Genomic DNA, 17,501 nt, shown 5'->3' with positions numbered 1-17,501 from the left:
CCCGTTTTATAAAGTGGACTATTCAGTTCTTAATGAGCGTACAGGATTTCTTAATGCTGCTTTTATGGCCTGGAAACTAACAGTCAGCAGGGCTACAGCTACAGCAAGCAAACCAGCTATGGCAAATACCCACCAGCTGATACTGATGCGGTATGCATAGTCCTCCAGCCACCTGTTCATGATATACCAGGCGGCAGGGATAGCCAATAGGATAGAGATCAATATTATCTTCAGAAAGTCGCTGGTCAGCAGTGCAACGATATTGGTAACAGACGCGCCCAATACCTTTCTCACGCCGATCTCTTTTACGCGTTGTCCTGTAGCAAAAGTGGCAAGACCAAACAATCCAAGACAACTGATGAAGATCGCGACACCCGCAAAGTAGTCGAACAGATTACCGGTACGTCTGTCCATCTTATACAGGTTATCCAGATTATTATCAATAAATGCGTAGTTGAAAGGGGCGCTTGCATTATACCTTTTGTATAATTGCTGTGCCGAAGTAATGGCCTGTTGTGCCTGACCAGGTTTTGTTTTCACATATACGATATTGTTCTCCGCCCTGTAATAGAATACGACAGGTCCTATCTTTTCATGCATAGACGCATAGTGAAAATCTTTTACCACACCGACAATAGTACCATCGAAACTCCAGAGCTTGAAACGTTTACCTACAGGGGCTTTCATACCCATCATTTTGGCAGCGGTTTCATTGATGATATAATGATTGGAATCAGCCTTTGAATTGGTGAAGTTTTGTCCGGCAATAAACTGGAGTTTCATCATCTCCATAAAGTTTTTATCTCCGCTGATAGTATGCGCTATCATCGATTCTTTTTCACTTTTACCGTCCCATTCCGTGTCACCGGTACTGTTGTCAATAGACGTCAGCCTGGTATTGGCATTTGCAGCTACAACAACGCCGGGAGCAGTATTCAACTCCTGCAGGGCTGTTTGCATATGGCTATACATAGCGCCACCATCGAACATGAATACATTCTCCTTATCATAGCCGATCGCCTTATTTTTTATGTAGCGTAACTGCTGACCAACAACGATCGTACTTACAATAAGCACCGTGGCGATCAGAAACTGTACTACTACCAGTACCCTGCGGAAACTGATATTCCCACCGGATAATGTCAGTCCGCCTTTTAATGTCTTTAAGGGGTTAAAGGATGACAGCAATACTGCCGGATAAATACCCGCTACAATCAGCGTCAGCAACATAGCAGCTCCGATGGCTAGTATCATCTGGAAGTTCTGCAGGCTGAAAGAAAGCTGTTTGCCGGTGAGATGATTATAGAACGGTATGAGTAATAAAATGAGCACGATAGCCAGCACAAGCGATAAGATAAACACCAATACCGACTCTACTACAAACTGTACAAACAGCTGTCTTCTGGTAGCGCCGATGAGTTTACGTACACCCACTTCAGCTGCACGCTGCATAGCTCTTGCTGTTGATAGATTCACATAGTTTACACAGGCGATCAATAGTATTACTACCGCAATGATCAGGAATATTCTGACGATCTTAATCGTTCCTTCTGACAGATCCGCGTTATACAGGTGCATGTCATACAAAGGCTGAAGATTGTATCTTACATTGGGATCCGGCTTTGCATCAGGACGCAGCAGCGCCAGTTCTTTACTGACTTTTGCTACTGATGTACCCGGCGCCAGTAAAAAGTATGTAGTGAAAACGAAATCACCCCAATCCTCATCCATCGAATTCCAGTATTTTCCTTTGGTAAACTTTTGCTGCAGGATACCATAAGGCATAAGGAACTCATACTGAATAGTGGATTGTGTCGGAAAATCCTTCATTACACCGCTCACCACATATTGGTCTTTATCACCCGCAATCACCTTTCCTACAGCGTCTTCAGTACCAAAATATTTTCTCGCAGCACTACGCGTAATAACCAGTGATGAGTTGTCAGCAAAGGGCTTGTTATTATCGCCCTTCCACATAGGAAACGTGAACAGGGTAAAAAAGGAAGGCTCCACAAAAGCCACCTTAACGTCATGGATATCCTTATTGTTATAGTTGAATTTGGAGATAGTTCCCCAGTTCGGAGCGATACGCACGGCCTGCTGCACACCCGCTATTCTTTTTACGGCATGCAGGGCAAGTGGCGCAGGCATCTCTCCCCAGGTCTGCACATCGCTACCTGAAGTGAACGTAACCGATGCCTTATACAGGTTAGGTCCTTTTTCATGGAACTTATCATAGCTTAACTCATCCTGTACCCATACGAGTAGCAGAATGCCCAATGCCAATCCGAGCGCCAGACCGCCAATATTGATACTACTGTACATTTTGTAGCGCCAGAGATTGCGCCAGCCCACTCTCAGATAGTTGTTAAGCATATGAGTCAGTTTAAATAGTAAGTAAAGGGGATATCAGACAAGCCTATTATACGTGGAACTGTTCCTTGATATTTTCAGTCACTACACGACCGTCAAACAGGTTAACAACACGGTGTGCAAAACCAGCATCATAAGGGCTGTGCGTTACCATGATCATGGTCGTACCGGCCTCATTCAGTTCCTGTAACAATTTCATTACTTCCTCACCATTGGTAGAATCCAGGTTACCGGTAGGCTCATCCGCCAGGATCATCTTCGGATTAGCTACTACGGCACGGGCAATCGCCACACGCTGTTGCTGACCACCGGATAACTGCTGCGGGAAGTGATTACGACGGTGCATGATATTCATACGCTCCAATACTTTCTCCACTTTCTCTTTTCGCTCACTGGCAGGTACTTTCAGGTACAGAAGCGGTAACTCTACGTTTTCAAATACAGTCAGTTCGTCGATGAGATTGAAACTCTGGAATACGAAACCAATAGAACCCTTTCTGAGCTGTGCACGCTGACGTTCGCTCATACGCGCTACTTCATGATCCCAGAAATGATATTCTCCACCACTGGGGTTATCCAGCAGACCAAGAATATTCAGCAAAGTGGATTTACCACAACCAGAAGGCCCCATGATAGCAACGAATTCACCATCCTTTACTTCCATGTTAATGCCATTCAATGCAGAAGTCTCAATTTCTTCTGTTGTAAAAATCTTTTGAAGATTGACTGTACGTATCATGACTTCGGTTTATTAAAAATTTTAGAATGAGGGTTTTATTATTCATGTCTCAGCAATCCGGTAGGATTGGCATTTGCCGTGCGGAAACTTTGTAATGCGATCAGAATATAGGTTAAACTAAAAGTAATACCACCTGCCACGATAAACGGCGTCACACTCATACTGGTGCGGTAGGCATATCCATCCAGCCATTTACTGGCCAGGAAATAGGCAAGCGGCCAGGCAATGAAATTAGCCATGATAATAACAGTGGTATATTCCTTCAGAAACAGATAGATGATACTACGCGTATTTGCACCCAGCACTTTTCTCACGCCAACTTCCTTCGCACGACGGGTCAGACTGAAGGCCACCACACCGGCAGCTCCCAGTAAGATAATCACAAAGTTTAATCCGGTAGCAACATCAGCAGCCTTTTTCAGGCGGGTTTCACTGAAGTACATTGCCTGAAACTTTTCGTCCATAAAGAAGTAATCAAATGGAGAATCGTTATATCGGGATTTGAAGGTTGATTCAATACCGGCAATACTCTTCCTGATATCAGCCGTCCTCAGTTTGATGCTCAGAAAACGATACGTCGGAATAGCCTGCTGGGTAAAGAAGATCATTGGCGCGATCTTCTGTCCCATGTTAAAGAAGTGAAAGTCTTTTACGATACCCCTTACGGTCAGTCTTGTATCATTACCAGCGATACGTACTTCCTGACCAACACCCTGTGTCAGGTGCAATGCTTTTACGGCAGTCTCGTTGATCACTACGTCCTGCTGACTGTCATGATCTGTAAAGAAGCGGCCGGCGACCAACTTTAAGCCGAAAGTAGTAGCATAGTTTCCGTCTGTAATAAGTCTTTCCAGATTGACCGCCGCATCGCTGGCAGCGCCTTCCGGCAGGAAGGGTACACTACCACCATTCATACCATCAGGCACTTCGTAAGAAATTGTAGCGCTGATCACGCCAGTCTTCTGCATTACTTCATCTCTTAACAGCTCCAGGCGTTTCAGTCCTGCGCTATCCCATTGACGGGGCACAGAAGAAATAACCAGCAGCTGCTCTTTATTGTATCCCAGATCCCTGTTGAAGAAATAGTTGATCTGGCGGGAAATATAAAGTGTACATACAAATACCAGTATCGCGATGGAGAACTGTAGAACAAGGGAAGCTTTTCGGAAAACAAGCTCCCCTTTTCCTACTGATATCTTTCCCTTCAGTACTTTCAGCAGATTGTTGGCAGTAAGTACAAAAGCAGGATAAATACCTGCTATCAGTCCGACAGCCAGCACCAGCACCAGATAAAACAATACCATCATTCCGGAGAAAGACCATACATGGGGTAACGTTTTGTTCAGGATCTGCCCGAATACAGGACGGAGCAGTTCATAGAAAGCAATGGACAGAAAGGCCGATATACCGGTTAGTACGATTGATTCAGCAAGGAATTGTGCGACCAGTTGCTGACGTCTGCCGCCAAACACTTTACGCAGCCCGATCTCTTTCAGGCGATATGTAGAAGTACCTACACTGATATTCACATAGTTGATCACAGCCATCAGCAATACAAAAGCTGCAATGATGGCCAGTATGTAGATCATCTTTCTTACCAGACCGTTGTTGGTATCGAGGTAGAAGGTGTCCAGTCCGACCAGCTGAATACTCATATTGTCTTTCAGCTGCTGGTTGCAGTTCATGGCAATCAGTTTGCGGATAGGGCCATCCAGCTGTGCAGCCGTTACGCCTGGCTTCAGTTGAATGTAAGACGCCATGCTCACATTGTTCCAGTCTTTGTCAGCATCTTTACCTAAAAAGTAGTCGACACTCTGCATCGGCATAAAGATGTCATTCTTAAACCCATTGATGGTCGTCACGCTATTCTCTCTTGTCTCACGCTTCAATATACCCGTAACAGTGTAGTTTTTCTTACCATCCTGCCTTGTGTCTATCGTCAGCACTTCATCAAGTGCATTCGCCTTGCCAAAGAACTTCATAGCTGTTTCTTCCGTGATCACAACAGAATTATTATCACGGAAAGCACGGTTAGGATCACCATACAGCATGGTCAGTCCGAAATTGGATACGATAGTCGTATCGCCCGGCTGGAGTCCCACCCTGAAATGCCTGTCTTTGTAGGTAGCATTGGCAGAACAGGGGAATGTGCGATAATAATCAGCCACCAGTGAAGGGTATTGATCATGCAGCCCCTTCGCCAGCATCACAGGAGTGATCAGCGGCATGTACATGTTATCAGCCTTCCAGGCAGATTGCATAAAATACTGCTGGGGAAGATTGTTCAGGTCGCGGTTGACTTGTTTCTCCTCCCATATGTATACGGTAATGAGCAAAGAGAACGTAATGCCAATGGCGAGTCCTGCAATATTGATAAACGAAAACAGTTTGCGTTTCGCAAGATGTCTTAATGCAATGGTGATGTAAGTGCTGATCATCTGCATATATAGTTTTCAGGTGAGCTGTTCGGGATACCACCTCTGCGGACTTGCAGAGGCTGGCACCAGAACTAAAACAACTGTGACTGCCGTATTAAAATACTAAAACCTCTTTGTCTCCGAAATTTTCATACGAAGAAGTAATTACCTGCTCACCTTCCTGCAAACCTTCCAGTATTTCAAAATACTGTGGGTTTTTCTGCCCCAGGGAAATATTACGTTTCACCGCCCTGTTTCCCGCTTTGTCCACTACGTATACCCAGTTACCACCGGTGTCGGAGAAGAAACCACCTACCGGCAGCAACAACGCGGAGGATGACTTACCTAATTCCAGACGGATAGGAGAAGATTGTCCGCGGCGGATACCTTCCGGCATTTCCTTTTCGAATTTCATATCGACATTGAAACGGCCGTTTTTCACCTCAGGATATACTTTGATGATAGATAATACATAGGTTTTACTATTGAACTCAAAAGTGGATTTCAGACCGGGGAATACCCTGGAGATATAATGCTCATCCACTTCTGCACGCATCTTGAAACCGTCCAGGTCATCGATCTGACCGATATTCTGACCAGCAGTGATACTACCTCCTACCTCAGCGTCCACGGAAGATAATTGTCCGTCAATAGGCGCTCTCAACACCAGGTTGCTCAGGTTGTCCTTCATCATCTGGAGGTTACGCTGGGTACGCAGGATCGTTGACTCAAGGCGGTCTATCTGTATTTTAGCGTTTTCTTCCTGGAAGCGCTGGCTTTCAACTTCTATCTGGCGCTGCTTCACAAGACGCTCATAATCAAGCTTATTCTTCACAAACTCCTGGCGGGAAACGATCTTCTCGTCTACCAGTTGTTTGGTACGGTCGTACAGGTCTTTAGCCTGTTCGATCTGGAAATCCAGGTTGGCCACGGTCTGCTGCATGGTAAAACGGTTCTGCTTCAGGGTCTGGCGGGTATTCTGGAGTTCGTTGATCAGACGGTAGATCTCCGTCTCATGGTTCACAAAGTCCATCATCAGGTTCTGGTTTTCCAGGCGCAGGATACTGTCGCCTTTTTTAACCATGCTCCCCCCTTCCAGGTATTTCTGACTGACATAACCGCCTACGATAGCATCGAGGCGAATTGTTTTAAGTGGCAACACAACAGCGGTAACTGCTATATATTGATCAAAGGTGCCTTTGCTTACGGTAGAAATAGTGATCTTATCTTTCTCTACGTTCAGCTTGGAACGATGATCGGCAAATATGAGATTGTACAGAAGTAACATCGCTACTACAGCGCCTCCGCTGATAAGGGCGATTCTCTTTTTAGACCAGTACTTCTTTTCTAATTTTCTGTCCATAGGTGATACTTACTTTCCTGACCGAATAAGGCAACGGTCATGCCAAAGCCCGAAACACAATACAGTAGCGAATTTCAGAGGATAAGCCCTGCCAATGATCGTCCTGAAGCGTACACCAGACGTCCATTTCCGGACAATTCCTGTTATACGGGCAGACAGCCTCTAAAAACCGAAATCTTTTTATAATATTGCCAGTGGCCGCACCCGCCACGGGTTGACATCCCAACACCCCTGTCAGGAACACGTTTTGCGGATTCATTTACAGAAACAATAGATAAGACATTTAGTTATGACCACACCCTTGCCCGGCAAAATTCTTATTGTAGATGACGACATGGACGTGCTGCGCGCCGCCCGTTTATTGTTAAAGCGCCATTTTGAACAGGTTGACTTTGAACGAAACCCGCAGAAGATCCCTTACATGGTCACTAATTTCGATTATGACGTGATCCTGCTGGATATGAACTTTACCCGCGATCTCAGTAGCGGGAAGGAAGGCTTCGAATGGCTGGACCGTATCCTGGACATCAGACCCGAGGTTGCCGTAGTACTGTTCACAGCCTATGGAGACGTGGAAATGGCCGTAAGGGCGATTAAAGCCGGAGCGGTCGATTTCGTACTGAAACCATGGGAAAATGATAAACTGCTGGCTACCATGCAGGCCGCCTATAATAAGAAACGCGGTAATAAAGAAAAGGTGGTCACAGCACCAGCCACCCCACAATCAGACGTCAATATCATTGGCAGCAGCGAAGCCATGCAACAGGTACTGGATACCGCCGCCCGTGTAGCCGCTACAGACGCCAATGTGCTGATATTGGGAGAAAATGGTACCGGTAAGGACCTCCTTGCCCGTCATATACATGCTTTATCACTCCGTAATAAACAGCCGTTTGTCAGTGTCGATCTGGGAGCTATCAGCGAGACCCTGTTCGAAAGTGAACTGTTCGGCCACGTAAAAGGCGCCTTTACCGACGCCAGGGAAGACCGTACCGGCCGTTTTGAAGAAGCAAACGGCGGCTCTATCTTCCTGGATGAACTGGGCAACATCTCCCTGCCTTTACAGGCAAAGCTGCTGACCGTATTACAGAACAGAGCTGTAACCAAAGTAGGTAGTAACAAATCAACTTCCATAGACGTACGCCTGATCACTGCCACTAACAGAAATATCCAGCGTATGGCGGCAGAGTATCAGTTCCGTCAGGACTTACTCTATCGTATCAATACCATCGAGATCCAGCTGCCGCCTTTACGGGAACGCCTGGAAGATATCGTTCCACTGGCGGAATATTTCCTGGAGAAGTATGCCACAAAATACAAGCGTACGGTGACCGCACTCCATGAAACGCTCATACAGCAGTTACGCCAGTACGAATGGCCAGGTAATATCCGGGAATTGCAACATGCTATGGAAAGAGCCGTGATCCTCTCTCAGGGAAAAACGCTCATGCCGAAAGATGTATTCGTAAAAAATCCGATCCAGGAACAAGCCCTGAATACAGGCTATAACCTGGAGGAAATGGAACGCAACATCATTACGCAGGCCATGAAAAAGTGCAATGGCAATATCACAGAAGCAGCCAAAGAACTGGGACTGAGCAGAGCCGCCCTTTACAGAAGACTGGAAAAATATAACATCTAGTAGTTTACGATGAACAAGTTCAGTGTCAATATATTACTGCGTATCATTCTCCTGACGCTCAGCACTATTACCAGTGTATGGGTATGGACCGTACTTGGCGTCTTTCCGGGAATAGCCATGGCTATCCTGATCTGTATGCAGATATATGGCATGTACTACTACATCAACCGGGTCAACCGGAAACTGACCCTGTTCCTGGAATCGATCCGCTATGAAGACTTTTCTATCCGCTTCAGCGCCGATAATAAACTGGGCAAAAGCTTCCAGGCGCTGAACCACCAGTTTAATGAGGTGCTGGAGGCCTTCCGGCAAACCAGGGCAGAAAAAGAAGCCAACCTGAAGTACATAGATACGATCGTACAGCATATCAGCATAGGCGTTCTCTCTTTTGATACAGAAGGCCATATTGAGCTGATTAATCCGGCAGCATTCCGCCTGCTGGGCATCTACAGACTACGGAACATTTCGGAACTGAAAAACAGCCATCCGGGTTTGCCGGAATACCTGATGGAGATCCGTTCAGGAAGTAAACTACTGTATCATACCCGGCAGGAACAGCAGTTGTCTATTCATGCCGCCAGCGTAAGACTACAGGGCCGGCTGATCAAACTGATCTCCCTGCAAAACATTCATGCGGAACTGCAACAGAAAGAGCTGGAAGCCTGGCAGAACCTGACCAAGATCTTACGTCATGAGATCATGAACTCCGTAACGCCGATCGTATCCCTGATAGGCACCATGCAGGATATCGTAGAGCAGGATATTTCTCCGGAAGCAGCGCAGCAGGAAGCCATCAACGATCTACAGGAAGCCCTGGAAACCATCAAGAGCCGGAGTAAAGGGATCATGAACTTTGTAAATGCTTACCGGGATTATACAACCCTCCCTAAACCACAGTTTACACAGGTCAATATAAAAGAACTCCTGAGTGGTGTAAGCAGTTTGCTCCAGCCGGAACTGAAGCAGGCGGGTATCTATTATCGCTACGAAATTGAGGCTGCCGGAACAGAAATCCATGCAGACGTAGCCCAGCTGCAAATGGTCATGATCAACCTGATCAAAAATGCCATGGATGCACTGGAACAAACCCAGACACCCGCCATACAGGTAAAGGCGACCATGAGTACCCCCAGCCAGGTACACATTGAGATTACTGACAATGGTCCGGGTATCGACGCGGAAGCCATGAATAAGATTTTCATTCCCTTCTATACCACCAAGAAAAAAGGCAGTGGTATTGGTCTGAGCCTCTCCCAGCAGATCATACAATCACATGGCGGACAACTCAAAGTGAGCCGTTCCGGCAATAATGGCACGACCTTTTCGGTATTCCTCCCTGTTAGCTGAAACCATTTAGACAAAGATGTCGTACTTTAAGATATTATAATGCTCATTATGCAAGGGAGAAGTGTATTAAACATATTGTACGCTGTCACGCTATTCGTTCACCTCTTGGCCATTGTGTTTCACCTGGATATACTCAGTTACACGTCAAAATTCCTATTGCCATTTATACTGGCGATCCAGTTTGTACTAGGAACAGAGGGTATTCCTCCTGTATTCCGGATTTCGATGCTGGCCGCCCTGTTCTTTACAGGTTTTGGCGACATGTTCCTGTTGTTTTCAGAACAGAATACCTGGTTCTTCTCTTTCAGCCTGATCACTTTTGCGTTTTCATTGCTGGCTTACATAGGTTTCTTCCTGAAGATCCGGTATTCCAACTATCCCCTGCCCCGCTGCCAATGGGCATTTATCTTTGCCGCTTCAGCAGCAGTTATTGGATTCATTTTCTTCATGTTACCCTATCTGGGACAGATGACCATTCCTGTGATCATTTTTGCGGGAATTGCCTCCGTGATGCTACAGGCTGTTAAACACGCCTATAGACTAAAGGATCAGCCTTCCGGATGGTATGCCATGGCCGGAGCAGGTCTGTATATCATTTCCTGTGCGATCATCGCCATTCACTACTTCTACCACCCCCTGGAAATGGGCAACTTTCTTATCATGCTGACTTATGGACTGGCGCAATGGGGCCTGGTTACCGGCGGACTACTCTATCTCCGTATGCGCCGGGGCTATGCCATGCAATAAATGGGCGCAAATAAACCGTATTAAACCGTACATTTGAGCCTTGCTTGACGAGAATAGCTTATGGAACAAACAGATTTCTTAGTTATTGGTTCCGGTATAGCAGGATTGACCTATGCCCTCAAGGTAGCGGCCGCATGTCCTGACAAGAAAATTACCATCATCACCAAATCACATGAGGATGAGACCAATACCAAATACGCACAGGGTGGAGTTGCAGTAGTGAACGATCTCGAGAACGACAGCTTTGAAAAGCATATTGAAGACACACTGATCGCCGGTGATGGTCTCTGTAATGAAGAGATTGTGGAAATAGTGGTAAAAGAAGGACCAGAACGTGTCAACGAGATCATTGAATGGGGCGCCAACTTTGACAAGAACGCAGCCGGAGACTTCTCCCTGGGTAAAGAAGGCGGTCACTCCGAATTCCGCGTGATCCACTACAAAGACGTTACCGGTAAGGAAATAGAACGTGCGCTGCTCGATGCAGTACATAAACAACCCAATATAGAGATGGTCACCCATTGCTTCGTGGTAGACCTTATCACCCAGCATCACCTGGGATACCTCGTTACGAAATCTACTCCCGATATAGAATGTTACGGCGTATACGTCCTGAACCTGCTGACCAATAAGATCGAAAAGATCCTCAGCCGCATTACTGTGCTGGCTACTGGTGGCAACGGACAGGTATACCGCAGTACCACCAATCCGACCATTGCTACCGGCGATGGCGTAGCCATGGTATACCGTGCAAAAGGCAGGATCGAGAATATGGAGTTTATCCAGTTCCACCCTACCGCCCTGTATCAGCCGGGTGTGAACAACGCCTTCCTGGTTACAGAAGCAGTACGCGGAGACGGCGGTATTCTGCGAAACATCCACGGAGAGGATTTCATGCATAAGTATGACCCCCGTCTTTCCCTCGCCCCCCGTGATATCGTGGCAAGAGCGATCGACAGTGAGATGAAGATCACCGGTACGGAATACGTATATCTTGACTGCCGCCATATGGATCAGGAGAAGTTCATTCATCACTTCCCTAACATCTATGAAAAATGCCTGGCATCCGGTATAGATGTAAAGAAAGATATGATTCCGGTGGCACCTGCAGCACACTACAGTTGCGGTGGCATCAAGGTGAATGAATACGGACGTACCTCTATCAATAACCTGTATGCCTGTGGAGAATGTTCCAGCACAGGACTGCATGGCGCAAACAGACTTGCTTCCAACTCACTGCTGGAAGCGATGGTGTTTGCACATCGTTGTTACCTGGATGGCGTACAAAAGATAGACAGCACCGCACATAAGCTGAATGTACCTGACTGGAACGCCGGTGGTACAACAGCCCCAAAAGAAATGATCCTGATCACCCAGAGCCTGAAAGAGCTCAAACAGATCATGAGTGATTATCTTGGTATCGTACGTACAAATGAGCGTATGCAGCGTGCCAGCCGCAGGCTGGACATTTTGCACGAAGAAACAGAACAGTTGTACGAAAGAACAGAGGTATCCCCTCAGTTGTGTGAATTAAGAAACCTGATCACCGTTGGCTACCTGATTGTAAAAGGAGCTTCATTCCGCAAGGAAAGCCGCGGTTTACACTTTAATACAGACTATCCTCAGAAGAGCGCCCTTGTACAGAATATTGTGTTATAGAAATTGATGACATGTATTATTTGTTACTGGCATTTATGTACGGCATTTCCATATTGCCGTTATGGTTATTATATCGCATCAGTGATGTTTTATACCTGATCATTTATTATGTTGTTGGTTACCGCAAATCAGTTGTATTTGAGAATCTGAAGCAGGCATTTCCGGAGAAAACGGAGAAAGAGATCACCCGGCTTGCAAAGAAATACTATCTCAATCTGACAGATATGATGGTGGAAACCATCAAACTGCTCACGCTCAGCCCTAAACAGCTGCAGCGGCGTTTTGTCTGCGATCTGACTGTCCTGCATAAATTATATGCAGAAGGTAAGAGCTGCCAGATGCACCTCGGACATAACTTCAACTGGGAATGGGCCAATCAGTTCTGTATGCAGGGCGTCAGATTCCCTTTCCTGGTAGTATACATGCCGCTGACCAGCAAGGTGGGCGATCGTATGTTCCGCCATTTCCGGGAGAAATTTGGTAGTACGCTGTTGCCTGCGAATGACATTAAGAACAGTATGTTGCCCTGGATGGACAAACAATACCTGATTGCCCTCGTGGCAGATCAGAATCCCGGTAACCCGCGCCGCAGTTACTGGTATCCTTTCCTGAACAAAATGACCGCTTTTTATAAAGGGCCGGAGATGACTGCCCGCAGAAGCAACATTCCTGTTGTTTTTGTAGATATCCGTAAGGTAAAAAGAGGGTATTATCATGCTACCCTGAAACTGGCATTTGAAGAACCGGCAACTGCGCCTGAAGGTCAGATTACCGAAGATTTTGTAAAATTTCTGGAAGGAAACATCCGGGAGCAACCCGAAGTATGGGTATGGAGCCACAGAAGGTGGAAACATGAGTACAGGGAGTAACAAAAGGAAACCGGACTGACCAGCATGACTGACCAATCCGGTTGCTAAACTATTTCATCGCAGCAGTGTCTGTCTTCATTGTAGTATCAGCTGCTGGTGGGGGTGGTGGAGGAACTGCCGCCTGCACCATAATGTTGTTAGTCACAGATTTTACGCCGCTGACGCCCTTAACTGCATCTTCTGCAGCTGTTTTCGCAGCATCGTCCGCTACTTCCCCATTCAGGGTAACAACTCCCTCTTTTACTTCCGCGGTAACACCAGGGGAAGCAGTGAGTTTCTCGTTAACGGATTGCTGAACGCTGCTATCACTGGGCGAACAAGCAAATAAGCATACGGCCAGGAACATCATTCCAGCCATCAGGAAAGTTTTACATTTCATGGTTAAAAGTTTAACTAAGTAAAACAAATAACATGCTAGACCAACGGATTGTTCTATTACAAATAGCTGTTAATCAACCATTATCCGCAAAACCCGGATAAAGGGTCATTCCGCCATCCACAAAAAGCGTCGTTCCGGTTACATAATCACTCTCATCACTGGCCAGCCACACAGCGGCTTTTGCTACATCTTCCGGTATCCCTACCCTACCGTATGGGATGAGTTCCAGCAGCTTTTTCTCGTCTTCCGGCGTATCCCAGGCGTCTTCATTGATACGTGTTTTAATAGCGCCCGGCGCCAGTCCATTCACCCTGATACGATGTGGGGCGAGCTCCTGTGCCATTGACTGCATCAACAGCTTTACACCTCCTTTACTGGCCGCATAATTCACGTGTCCTGCCCATGGAATCACCTCATGTACGCTGCTCATACAAATGATCTTCCCGGCTGCCTTGGAACGGCTTTCCACAACGCCCCTGCGCCTGAATTCACGTGCTGCTTCCCGCGCACAAAGGAACTGCCCTGTCAGATTAGTATTGATCACCGTATTCCACTGCTCTAACGTCATGTCAAACAAATTGGCGTCCTGCTGGATGCCGGCATTGGCAACAACTATGTCCACAGTACCAAATCGGGAAAAGATTTCCGCATACATCCGCTTTACTTCATCTTCCTGACTGATATCACATTGCTGAATAAATCCGTCGCTGCCGGCCACTTTGATCTTAGCCAGTACTTCTTCGGCACCTTTCAGGCTTTTGTCGCTGTGATGATTCACCACGACTGTAGCTCCGGCTTCCCCGAAAGCTATCGCGATCGCAGCGCCAATACCGCTGCTGCTACCAGTAACGAGTGCTATCTGTCCATCTAATAGTTTTCCCATTGCAAGGTTTTTCCCATAAAGGGTCAAAAAGTATACCCGTAAAAAACGGAAAAGGCCCCGCAGTAATACTGCGAGGCCTTTAACATTCAATATTTTAACTTAGTTCAGGACATTCTTTTCCTGTACTACTTTCAGACCTTCCTGTGTTTTCATGGCATTATAACCGCCCTGCACATTGCGAAGATTGTGGATACCTTCTCTTTTCATGATAGAGCAGGCGATGATACTACGGTAACCACCCTGACAATGAACATACAGATTGTGATTATCGTCAAAATCAGCCAGATTTCCGGGATCTGTCATGTCGCTGAGGGTCACGTTCATTGCACCTTCGATGTGCCCGTCTGCATACTCCGCAGGCTTACGCACATCTACAATTACCAGGTTCTCATCATGCGGCAGGTCCATAGCCAGTTCATCAGGTTCTACCGTGATGATCAGGTCACGTGGTTCACCGGCAGCGATCCAGCCTTCATAACCACCTTCAAGGTAACCGGCTACATGGTCAAAACCTACACGGGCAAGACGTACGATGGTCTCTTCTTCTTTACCCGGGCTGGTTACAAGAATGATGTCTTCACCGAAAGGCAGCAGACTACCCGCCCATTCAGCAAAACGGCCCTCCAGACCGATACTGATGGAACCAGGTACAAATCCTTCTGCAAATTCAGCAGCCGGACGTGTATCGAGGATCAGGATCTCTTCTTTCAGTTTTTCTTTCACTTCCGCAACAGACAAAGCACGGTTACTCTTTTCCATTACTGCCTGTAAAGCGTCATATCCTTCTTTGTTGATACGCGCATTGATCGGGAAATAAGAGGGAGGAGTGCTCAGACCGGAAGTCACTTCCTGGATAAAAGCATCTTTATCCACAGCCTTCAGCGCATAGTTGGTGCTTTTTTCATCACCCAGTGTGCTGTAGGTATGAGGACCCAGATTCTTTCCGCAGGATGATCCCGGACCATGTGCAGGATAAACGACAACGCTGTCAGGTAATACTTTGATCTTGTTATTCAGTGAGTCAAATAGGTAACCTGCCAGTTCTTCTTTGGTCAGGTTGCCGCTGAACAGGTCAGGGCGTCCAACATCACCTACAAACAAAGTATCGCCGGTGAACACACTGTGAGGATTACCTGCTTCATCAGATAACAGATAGCAGGTAGACTCCAGGGTATGTCCCGGGGTATGTAATACTTCAAGTGTCAGTTTACCGATGGTAAATTTCTCTCTGTCTTTTGCCAGATAGATCGGGAAAGTGGTAACAGCTTCAGGGCCGTATACGATGGGAGCATTTGTAGCAGCAGCTAAGTCCAGGTGACCGGAAACAAAGTCGGCATGAAAATGCGTCTCAAAAATGTATTTAATGGTAGCATTACGCTCTTTAGCTAAATCAAGGTAAGCGTCAATATCCCTTAAAGGATCTATCACAACAGCTTCTCCTTCTGACTCGATAAAGTAGGCGGCTTCTGATAAGCAATTGGTGTAAAGTTGCTTGACGAACATGGTTGTTGATTTCTGATTTTCTGCAAATTTACGGATTTAATCCGAGCAGGAATATCAGGCATAAAACAGCCTGCCCGTTATAGCATAACCGGAATTATAACCGCGATGTCTTTCATACTTGTACGCAGGATTGTACAAATAATCACAAAAAATCAGAGCCTAACTAAAAGTCCTTTTATTTACTCTTAGTTAGGCCCGAATTATTTCTGTAGTCTGAATGACCAGTACTCCAAAACCAGATTAGCCTACCAGCTCCTCTACAAATTTGGCAACTTCCGCTATACGCTGTTTGTTGATCGTATAGTGAATGAACTTACCATCTCTCTCTGTAATCACAATGCCGGCACGGCGCAGAATAGCCAGATGCTGTGAAGCCACTGACTGCTCGAGACGCAGCTTAACGTAGATTTCAGTTACTGTCATTTTTTTGTGATCTTCCAGCAACTTAATCATTTGCTGGCGCAGCTTATGGTTTATCGCACGCAAAACCATAGCCGCCTTCTTAACGGCAATGTAATCCAATTTAATTTGGTCTTTTTCATTGGTACCTCTAGAAATAATAAGAGTATTAGAAGAGGTCGTTAATAATGTTTTTTCCATCGCATAATAGTTTTAAAAAATGATGAAATGAAAGGGATCAACGGACAGTAAACCCATATTTGTTAGACAACAATAACCGGGTATCGATTTATACAAAAATATAATATTAGTCGTAATAAAAAAAACTTCTATACCTTATTTTTTAATATATGCACACCGATTACTTGCCAAATAAACGTAATTTGACAGTTCCATGACACAAATTGACACAAGCGTAGGGATTACGCTTCTTAATAAGACATAAAAAGCCTGTTATCATGCGAATGGGGGTCATTTTTTATATTACAAACGCCCTATTTTTTCATAGTAGAATGGAAAGGTTTGAGGTAAAATGGGCTGAAATATGCCACATCTTCGAATGCTTTACGTGCAAAAGCCGCTGTAGCTAACGGTACCATATCCGCAGCATTCAATATATAAGGAACAAACAACGCATTATCATTTGATGGCATTAACTGCTGCCATTTATCGCTACCGTTTCCGAAAAAGTATATTTTATGTTTTGCAATCTGTTCACTGAATGCTTCAGGAGTGAGTATTAACGCATGCGGTGCAAGTACGGTATTCAGCGACGCATCATAAATAGCTGTGTACACTTCCATTCTCCTTGCATCCAGCATCGGGCAATACAATGCATTTGTATCATTCGTGCGGGATAATATGCCCTGCGCCATCATCTGTAATGTTGATACAGCTATCAATGGTTTTTCCCATGTATAACAAAGTCCTTTTGCTGTAGCTACACCTACTCTTAATCCTGTATAAGACCCAGGTCCCGCGCTGACTGCAACCGCATCCAGATCAGCAGGTGTAATGCCCTGCTGCTGCATGATCTCTTTTACAAACAATACCATATTGGCCGCATGGTCCTGTTGTTTGTCATTCACCAATGTCTGTAATGGTTGCCCATCTCTGGACAAACAAACAGACCCTACTGAAGTTGCTGTATCTATATGCAGTATTAAAGACAATGTTCTAAG

The 17,501-nt window shown here is 45.9% G+C and carries 14 protein-coding genes; 5 read left to right on the top strand and 9 right to left on the bottom strand.

Annotated features, from left to right (window positions below):
* Nucleotides 1–18: 18 nt before the first annotated feature.
* The 4 genes from BMZ72_RS18200 to BMZ72_RS18185 form a co-directional block, all read right to left on the bottom strand.
* Entirely contained in the window at nt 19–2,376 is a 2,358-nt protein-coding gene (locus tag BMZ72_RS18200) for an ABC transporter permease (protein WP_089810847.1), read from the bottom strand.
* Between the two features lie 46 nt (nt 2,377–2,422).
* On the bottom strand, nt 2,423–3,112 hold the full coding sequence (locus BMZ72_RS18195) for an ABC transporter ATP-binding protein (RefSeq protein WP_012788630.1): 690 nt from the start codon (nt 3,110–3,112) through the stop codon (nt 2,423–2,425).
* Between the two features lie 38 nt (nt 3,113–3,150).
* Nucleotides 3,151–5,550, bottom strand: a complete 2,400-nt coding sequence (locus BMZ72_RS18190) for an ABC transporter permease (RefSeq protein WP_177222831.1) — start codon at nt 5,548–5,550, stop codon at nt 3,151–3,153.
* A 94-nt stretch (nt 5,551–5,644) separates the two neighbouring features.
* Nucleotides 5,645–6,892 (bottom strand): efflux RND transporter periplasmic adaptor subunit, encoded by a 1,248-nt coding sequence (locus BMZ72_RS18185; RefSeq protein WP_089810843.1) that lies wholly within the window; start codon nt 6,890–6,892, stop codon nt 5,645–5,647.
* A 289-nt stretch (nt 6,893–7,181) separates the two neighbouring features.
* Between BMZ72_RS18185 and BMZ72_RS18180 the strand changes: the two genes are divergently transcribed.
* The 5 genes from BMZ72_RS18180 (at nt 7,182) to BMZ72_RS18160 (ending at nt 13,156) form a co-directional block, all read left to right on the top strand.
* On the top strand, nt 7,182–8,534 hold the full coding sequence (locus BMZ72_RS18180; RefSeq protein WP_089810841.1) for a sigma-54-dependent transcriptional regulator: 1,353 nt from the start codon (nt 7,182–7,184) through the stop codon (nt 8,532–8,534).
* A gap of 9 nt (nt 8,535–8,543) precedes the next feature.
* Nucleotides 8,544–9,881 (top strand): sensor histidine kinase, encoded by a 1,338-nt coding sequence (locus BMZ72_RS18175; RefSeq protein WP_089810839.1) that lies wholly within the window; start codon nt 8,544–8,546, stop codon nt 9,879–9,881.
* A 114-nt stretch (nt 9,882–9,995) separates the two neighbouring features.
* Nucleotides 9,996–10,628 (top strand): lysoplasmalogenase, encoded by a 633-nt coding sequence (locus tag BMZ72_RS18170; protein ID WP_255373251.1) that lies wholly within the window; start codon nt 9,996–9,998, stop codon nt 10,626–10,628.
* A gap of 60 nt (nt 10,629–10,688) precedes the next feature.
* On the top strand, nt 10,689–12,287 hold the full coding sequence (nadB, locus tag BMZ72_RS18165) for an L-aspartate oxidase (RefSeq protein ID WP_089810836.1): 1,599 nt from the start codon (nt 10,689–10,691) through the stop codon (nt 12,285–12,287).
* Nucleotides 12,288–12,298: 11 nt separating this feature from the next.
* Complete coding sequence (locus BMZ72_RS18160) at nt 12,299–13,156, top strand: lysophospholipid acyltransferase family protein (protein ID WP_089810834.1); 858 nt, start codon at nt 12,299–12,301, stop codon at nt 13,154–13,156.
* Between the two features lie 49 nt (nt 13,157–13,205).
* On the opposite strand, the gene BMZ72_RS18155 is transcribed toward BMZ72_RS18160, so the two are convergent.
* The 5 genes from BMZ72_RS18155 to tsaB form a co-directional block, all read right to left on the bottom strand.
* Nucleotides 13,206–13,535 (bottom strand): BON domain-containing protein, encoded by a 330-nt coding sequence (locus BMZ72_RS18155; RefSeq protein WP_089810833.1) that lies wholly within the window; start codon nt 13,533–13,535, stop codon nt 13,206–13,208.
* Between the two features lie 73 nt (nt 13,536–13,608).
* On the bottom strand, nt 13,609–14,418 hold the full coding sequence (locus BMZ72_RS18150; protein ID WP_089810831.1) for a glucose 1-dehydrogenase: 810 nt from the start codon (nt 14,416–14,418) through the stop codon (nt 13,609–13,611).
* Between the two features lie 99 nt (nt 14,419–14,517).
* Nucleotides 14,518–15,921, bottom strand: coding sequence for an MBL fold metallo-hydrolase (locus BMZ72_RS18145; protein WP_089810829.1), 1,404 nt, complete (start codon nt 15,919–15,921; stop codon nt 14,518–14,520).
* Between the two features lie 240 nt (nt 15,922–16,161).
* A complete protein-coding gene (locus BMZ72_RS18140; RefSeq protein ID WP_012788619.1) occupies nt 16,162–16,521 on the bottom strand; it encodes an ArsR/SmtB family transcription factor in 360 nt (119 codons plus the stop codon).
* A gap of 293 nt (nt 16,522–16,814) precedes the next feature.
* Nucleotides 16,815–17,492: a tRNA (adenosine(37)-N6)-threonylcarbamoyltransferase complex dimerization subunit type 1 TsaB gene (tsaB, locus tag BMZ72_RS18135; protein ID WP_089810827.1), complete on the bottom strand. Its 678-nt coding sequence runs from the start codon at nt 17,490–17,492 to the stop codon at nt 16,815–16,817.
* Between the last annotated feature and the right edge of the window lie 9 nt (nt 17,493–17,501).

It is taken from the genome of Chitinophaga sp. YR627 (genome assembly GCF_900114995.1).
GTDB lineage: Bacteria > Bacteroidota > Bacteroidia > Chitinophagales > Chitinophagaceae > Chitinophaga.
This window is presented reverse-complemented; position numbering and strand designations above follow the sequence as displayed.

Coding starts and splice junctions, on each gene's coding strand:
- BMZ72_RS18200 (WP_089810847.1), bottom strand. CDS start 2,376: ATGCTTAACAACTATCTGAGAGTGGGCTGGCGCAATCTCTGGCGCTAC.
- BMZ72_RS18195 (WP_012788630.1), bottom strand. CDS start 3,112: ATGATACGTACAGTCAATCTTCAAAAGATTTTTACAACAGAAGAAATT.
- BMZ72_RS18190 (WP_177222831.1), bottom strand. CDS start 5,550: ATGATCAGCACTTACATCACCATTGCATTAAGACATCTTGCGAAACGC.
- BMZ72_RS18185 (WP_089810843.1), bottom strand. CDS start 6,892: ATGGACAGAAAATTAGAAAAGAAGTACTGGTCTAAAAAGAGAATCGCC.
- BMZ72_RS18180 (WP_089810841.1), top strand. CDS start 7,182: ATGACCACACCCTTGCCCGGCAAAATTCTTATTGTAGATGACGACATG.
- BMZ72_RS18175 (WP_089810839.1), top strand. CDS start 8,544: ATGAACAAGTTCAGTGTCAATATATTACTGCGTATCATTCTCCTGACG.
- nadB (WP_089810836.1), top strand. CDS start 10,689: ATGGAACAAACAGATTTCTTAGTTATTGGTTCCGGTATAGCAGGATTG.
- BMZ72_RS18160 (WP_089810834.1), top strand. CDS start 12,299: ATGTATTATTTGTTACTGGCATTTATGTACGGCATTTCCATATTGCCG.
- BMZ72_RS18155 (WP_089810833.1), bottom strand. CDS start 13,535: ATGAAATGTAAAACTTTCCTGATGGCTGGAATGATGTTCCTGGCCGTA.
- BMZ72_RS18150 (WP_089810831.1), bottom strand. CDS start 14,418: ATGGGAAAACTATTAGATGGACAGATAGCACTCGTTACTGGTAGCAGC.
- BMZ72_RS18145 (WP_089810829.1), bottom strand. CDS start 15,921: ATGTTCGTCAAGCAACTTTACACCAATTGCTTATCAGAAGCCGCCTAC.
- BMZ72_RS18140 (WP_012788619.1), bottom strand. CDS start 16,521: ATGGAAAAAACATTATTAACGACCTCTTCTAATACTCTTATTATTTCT.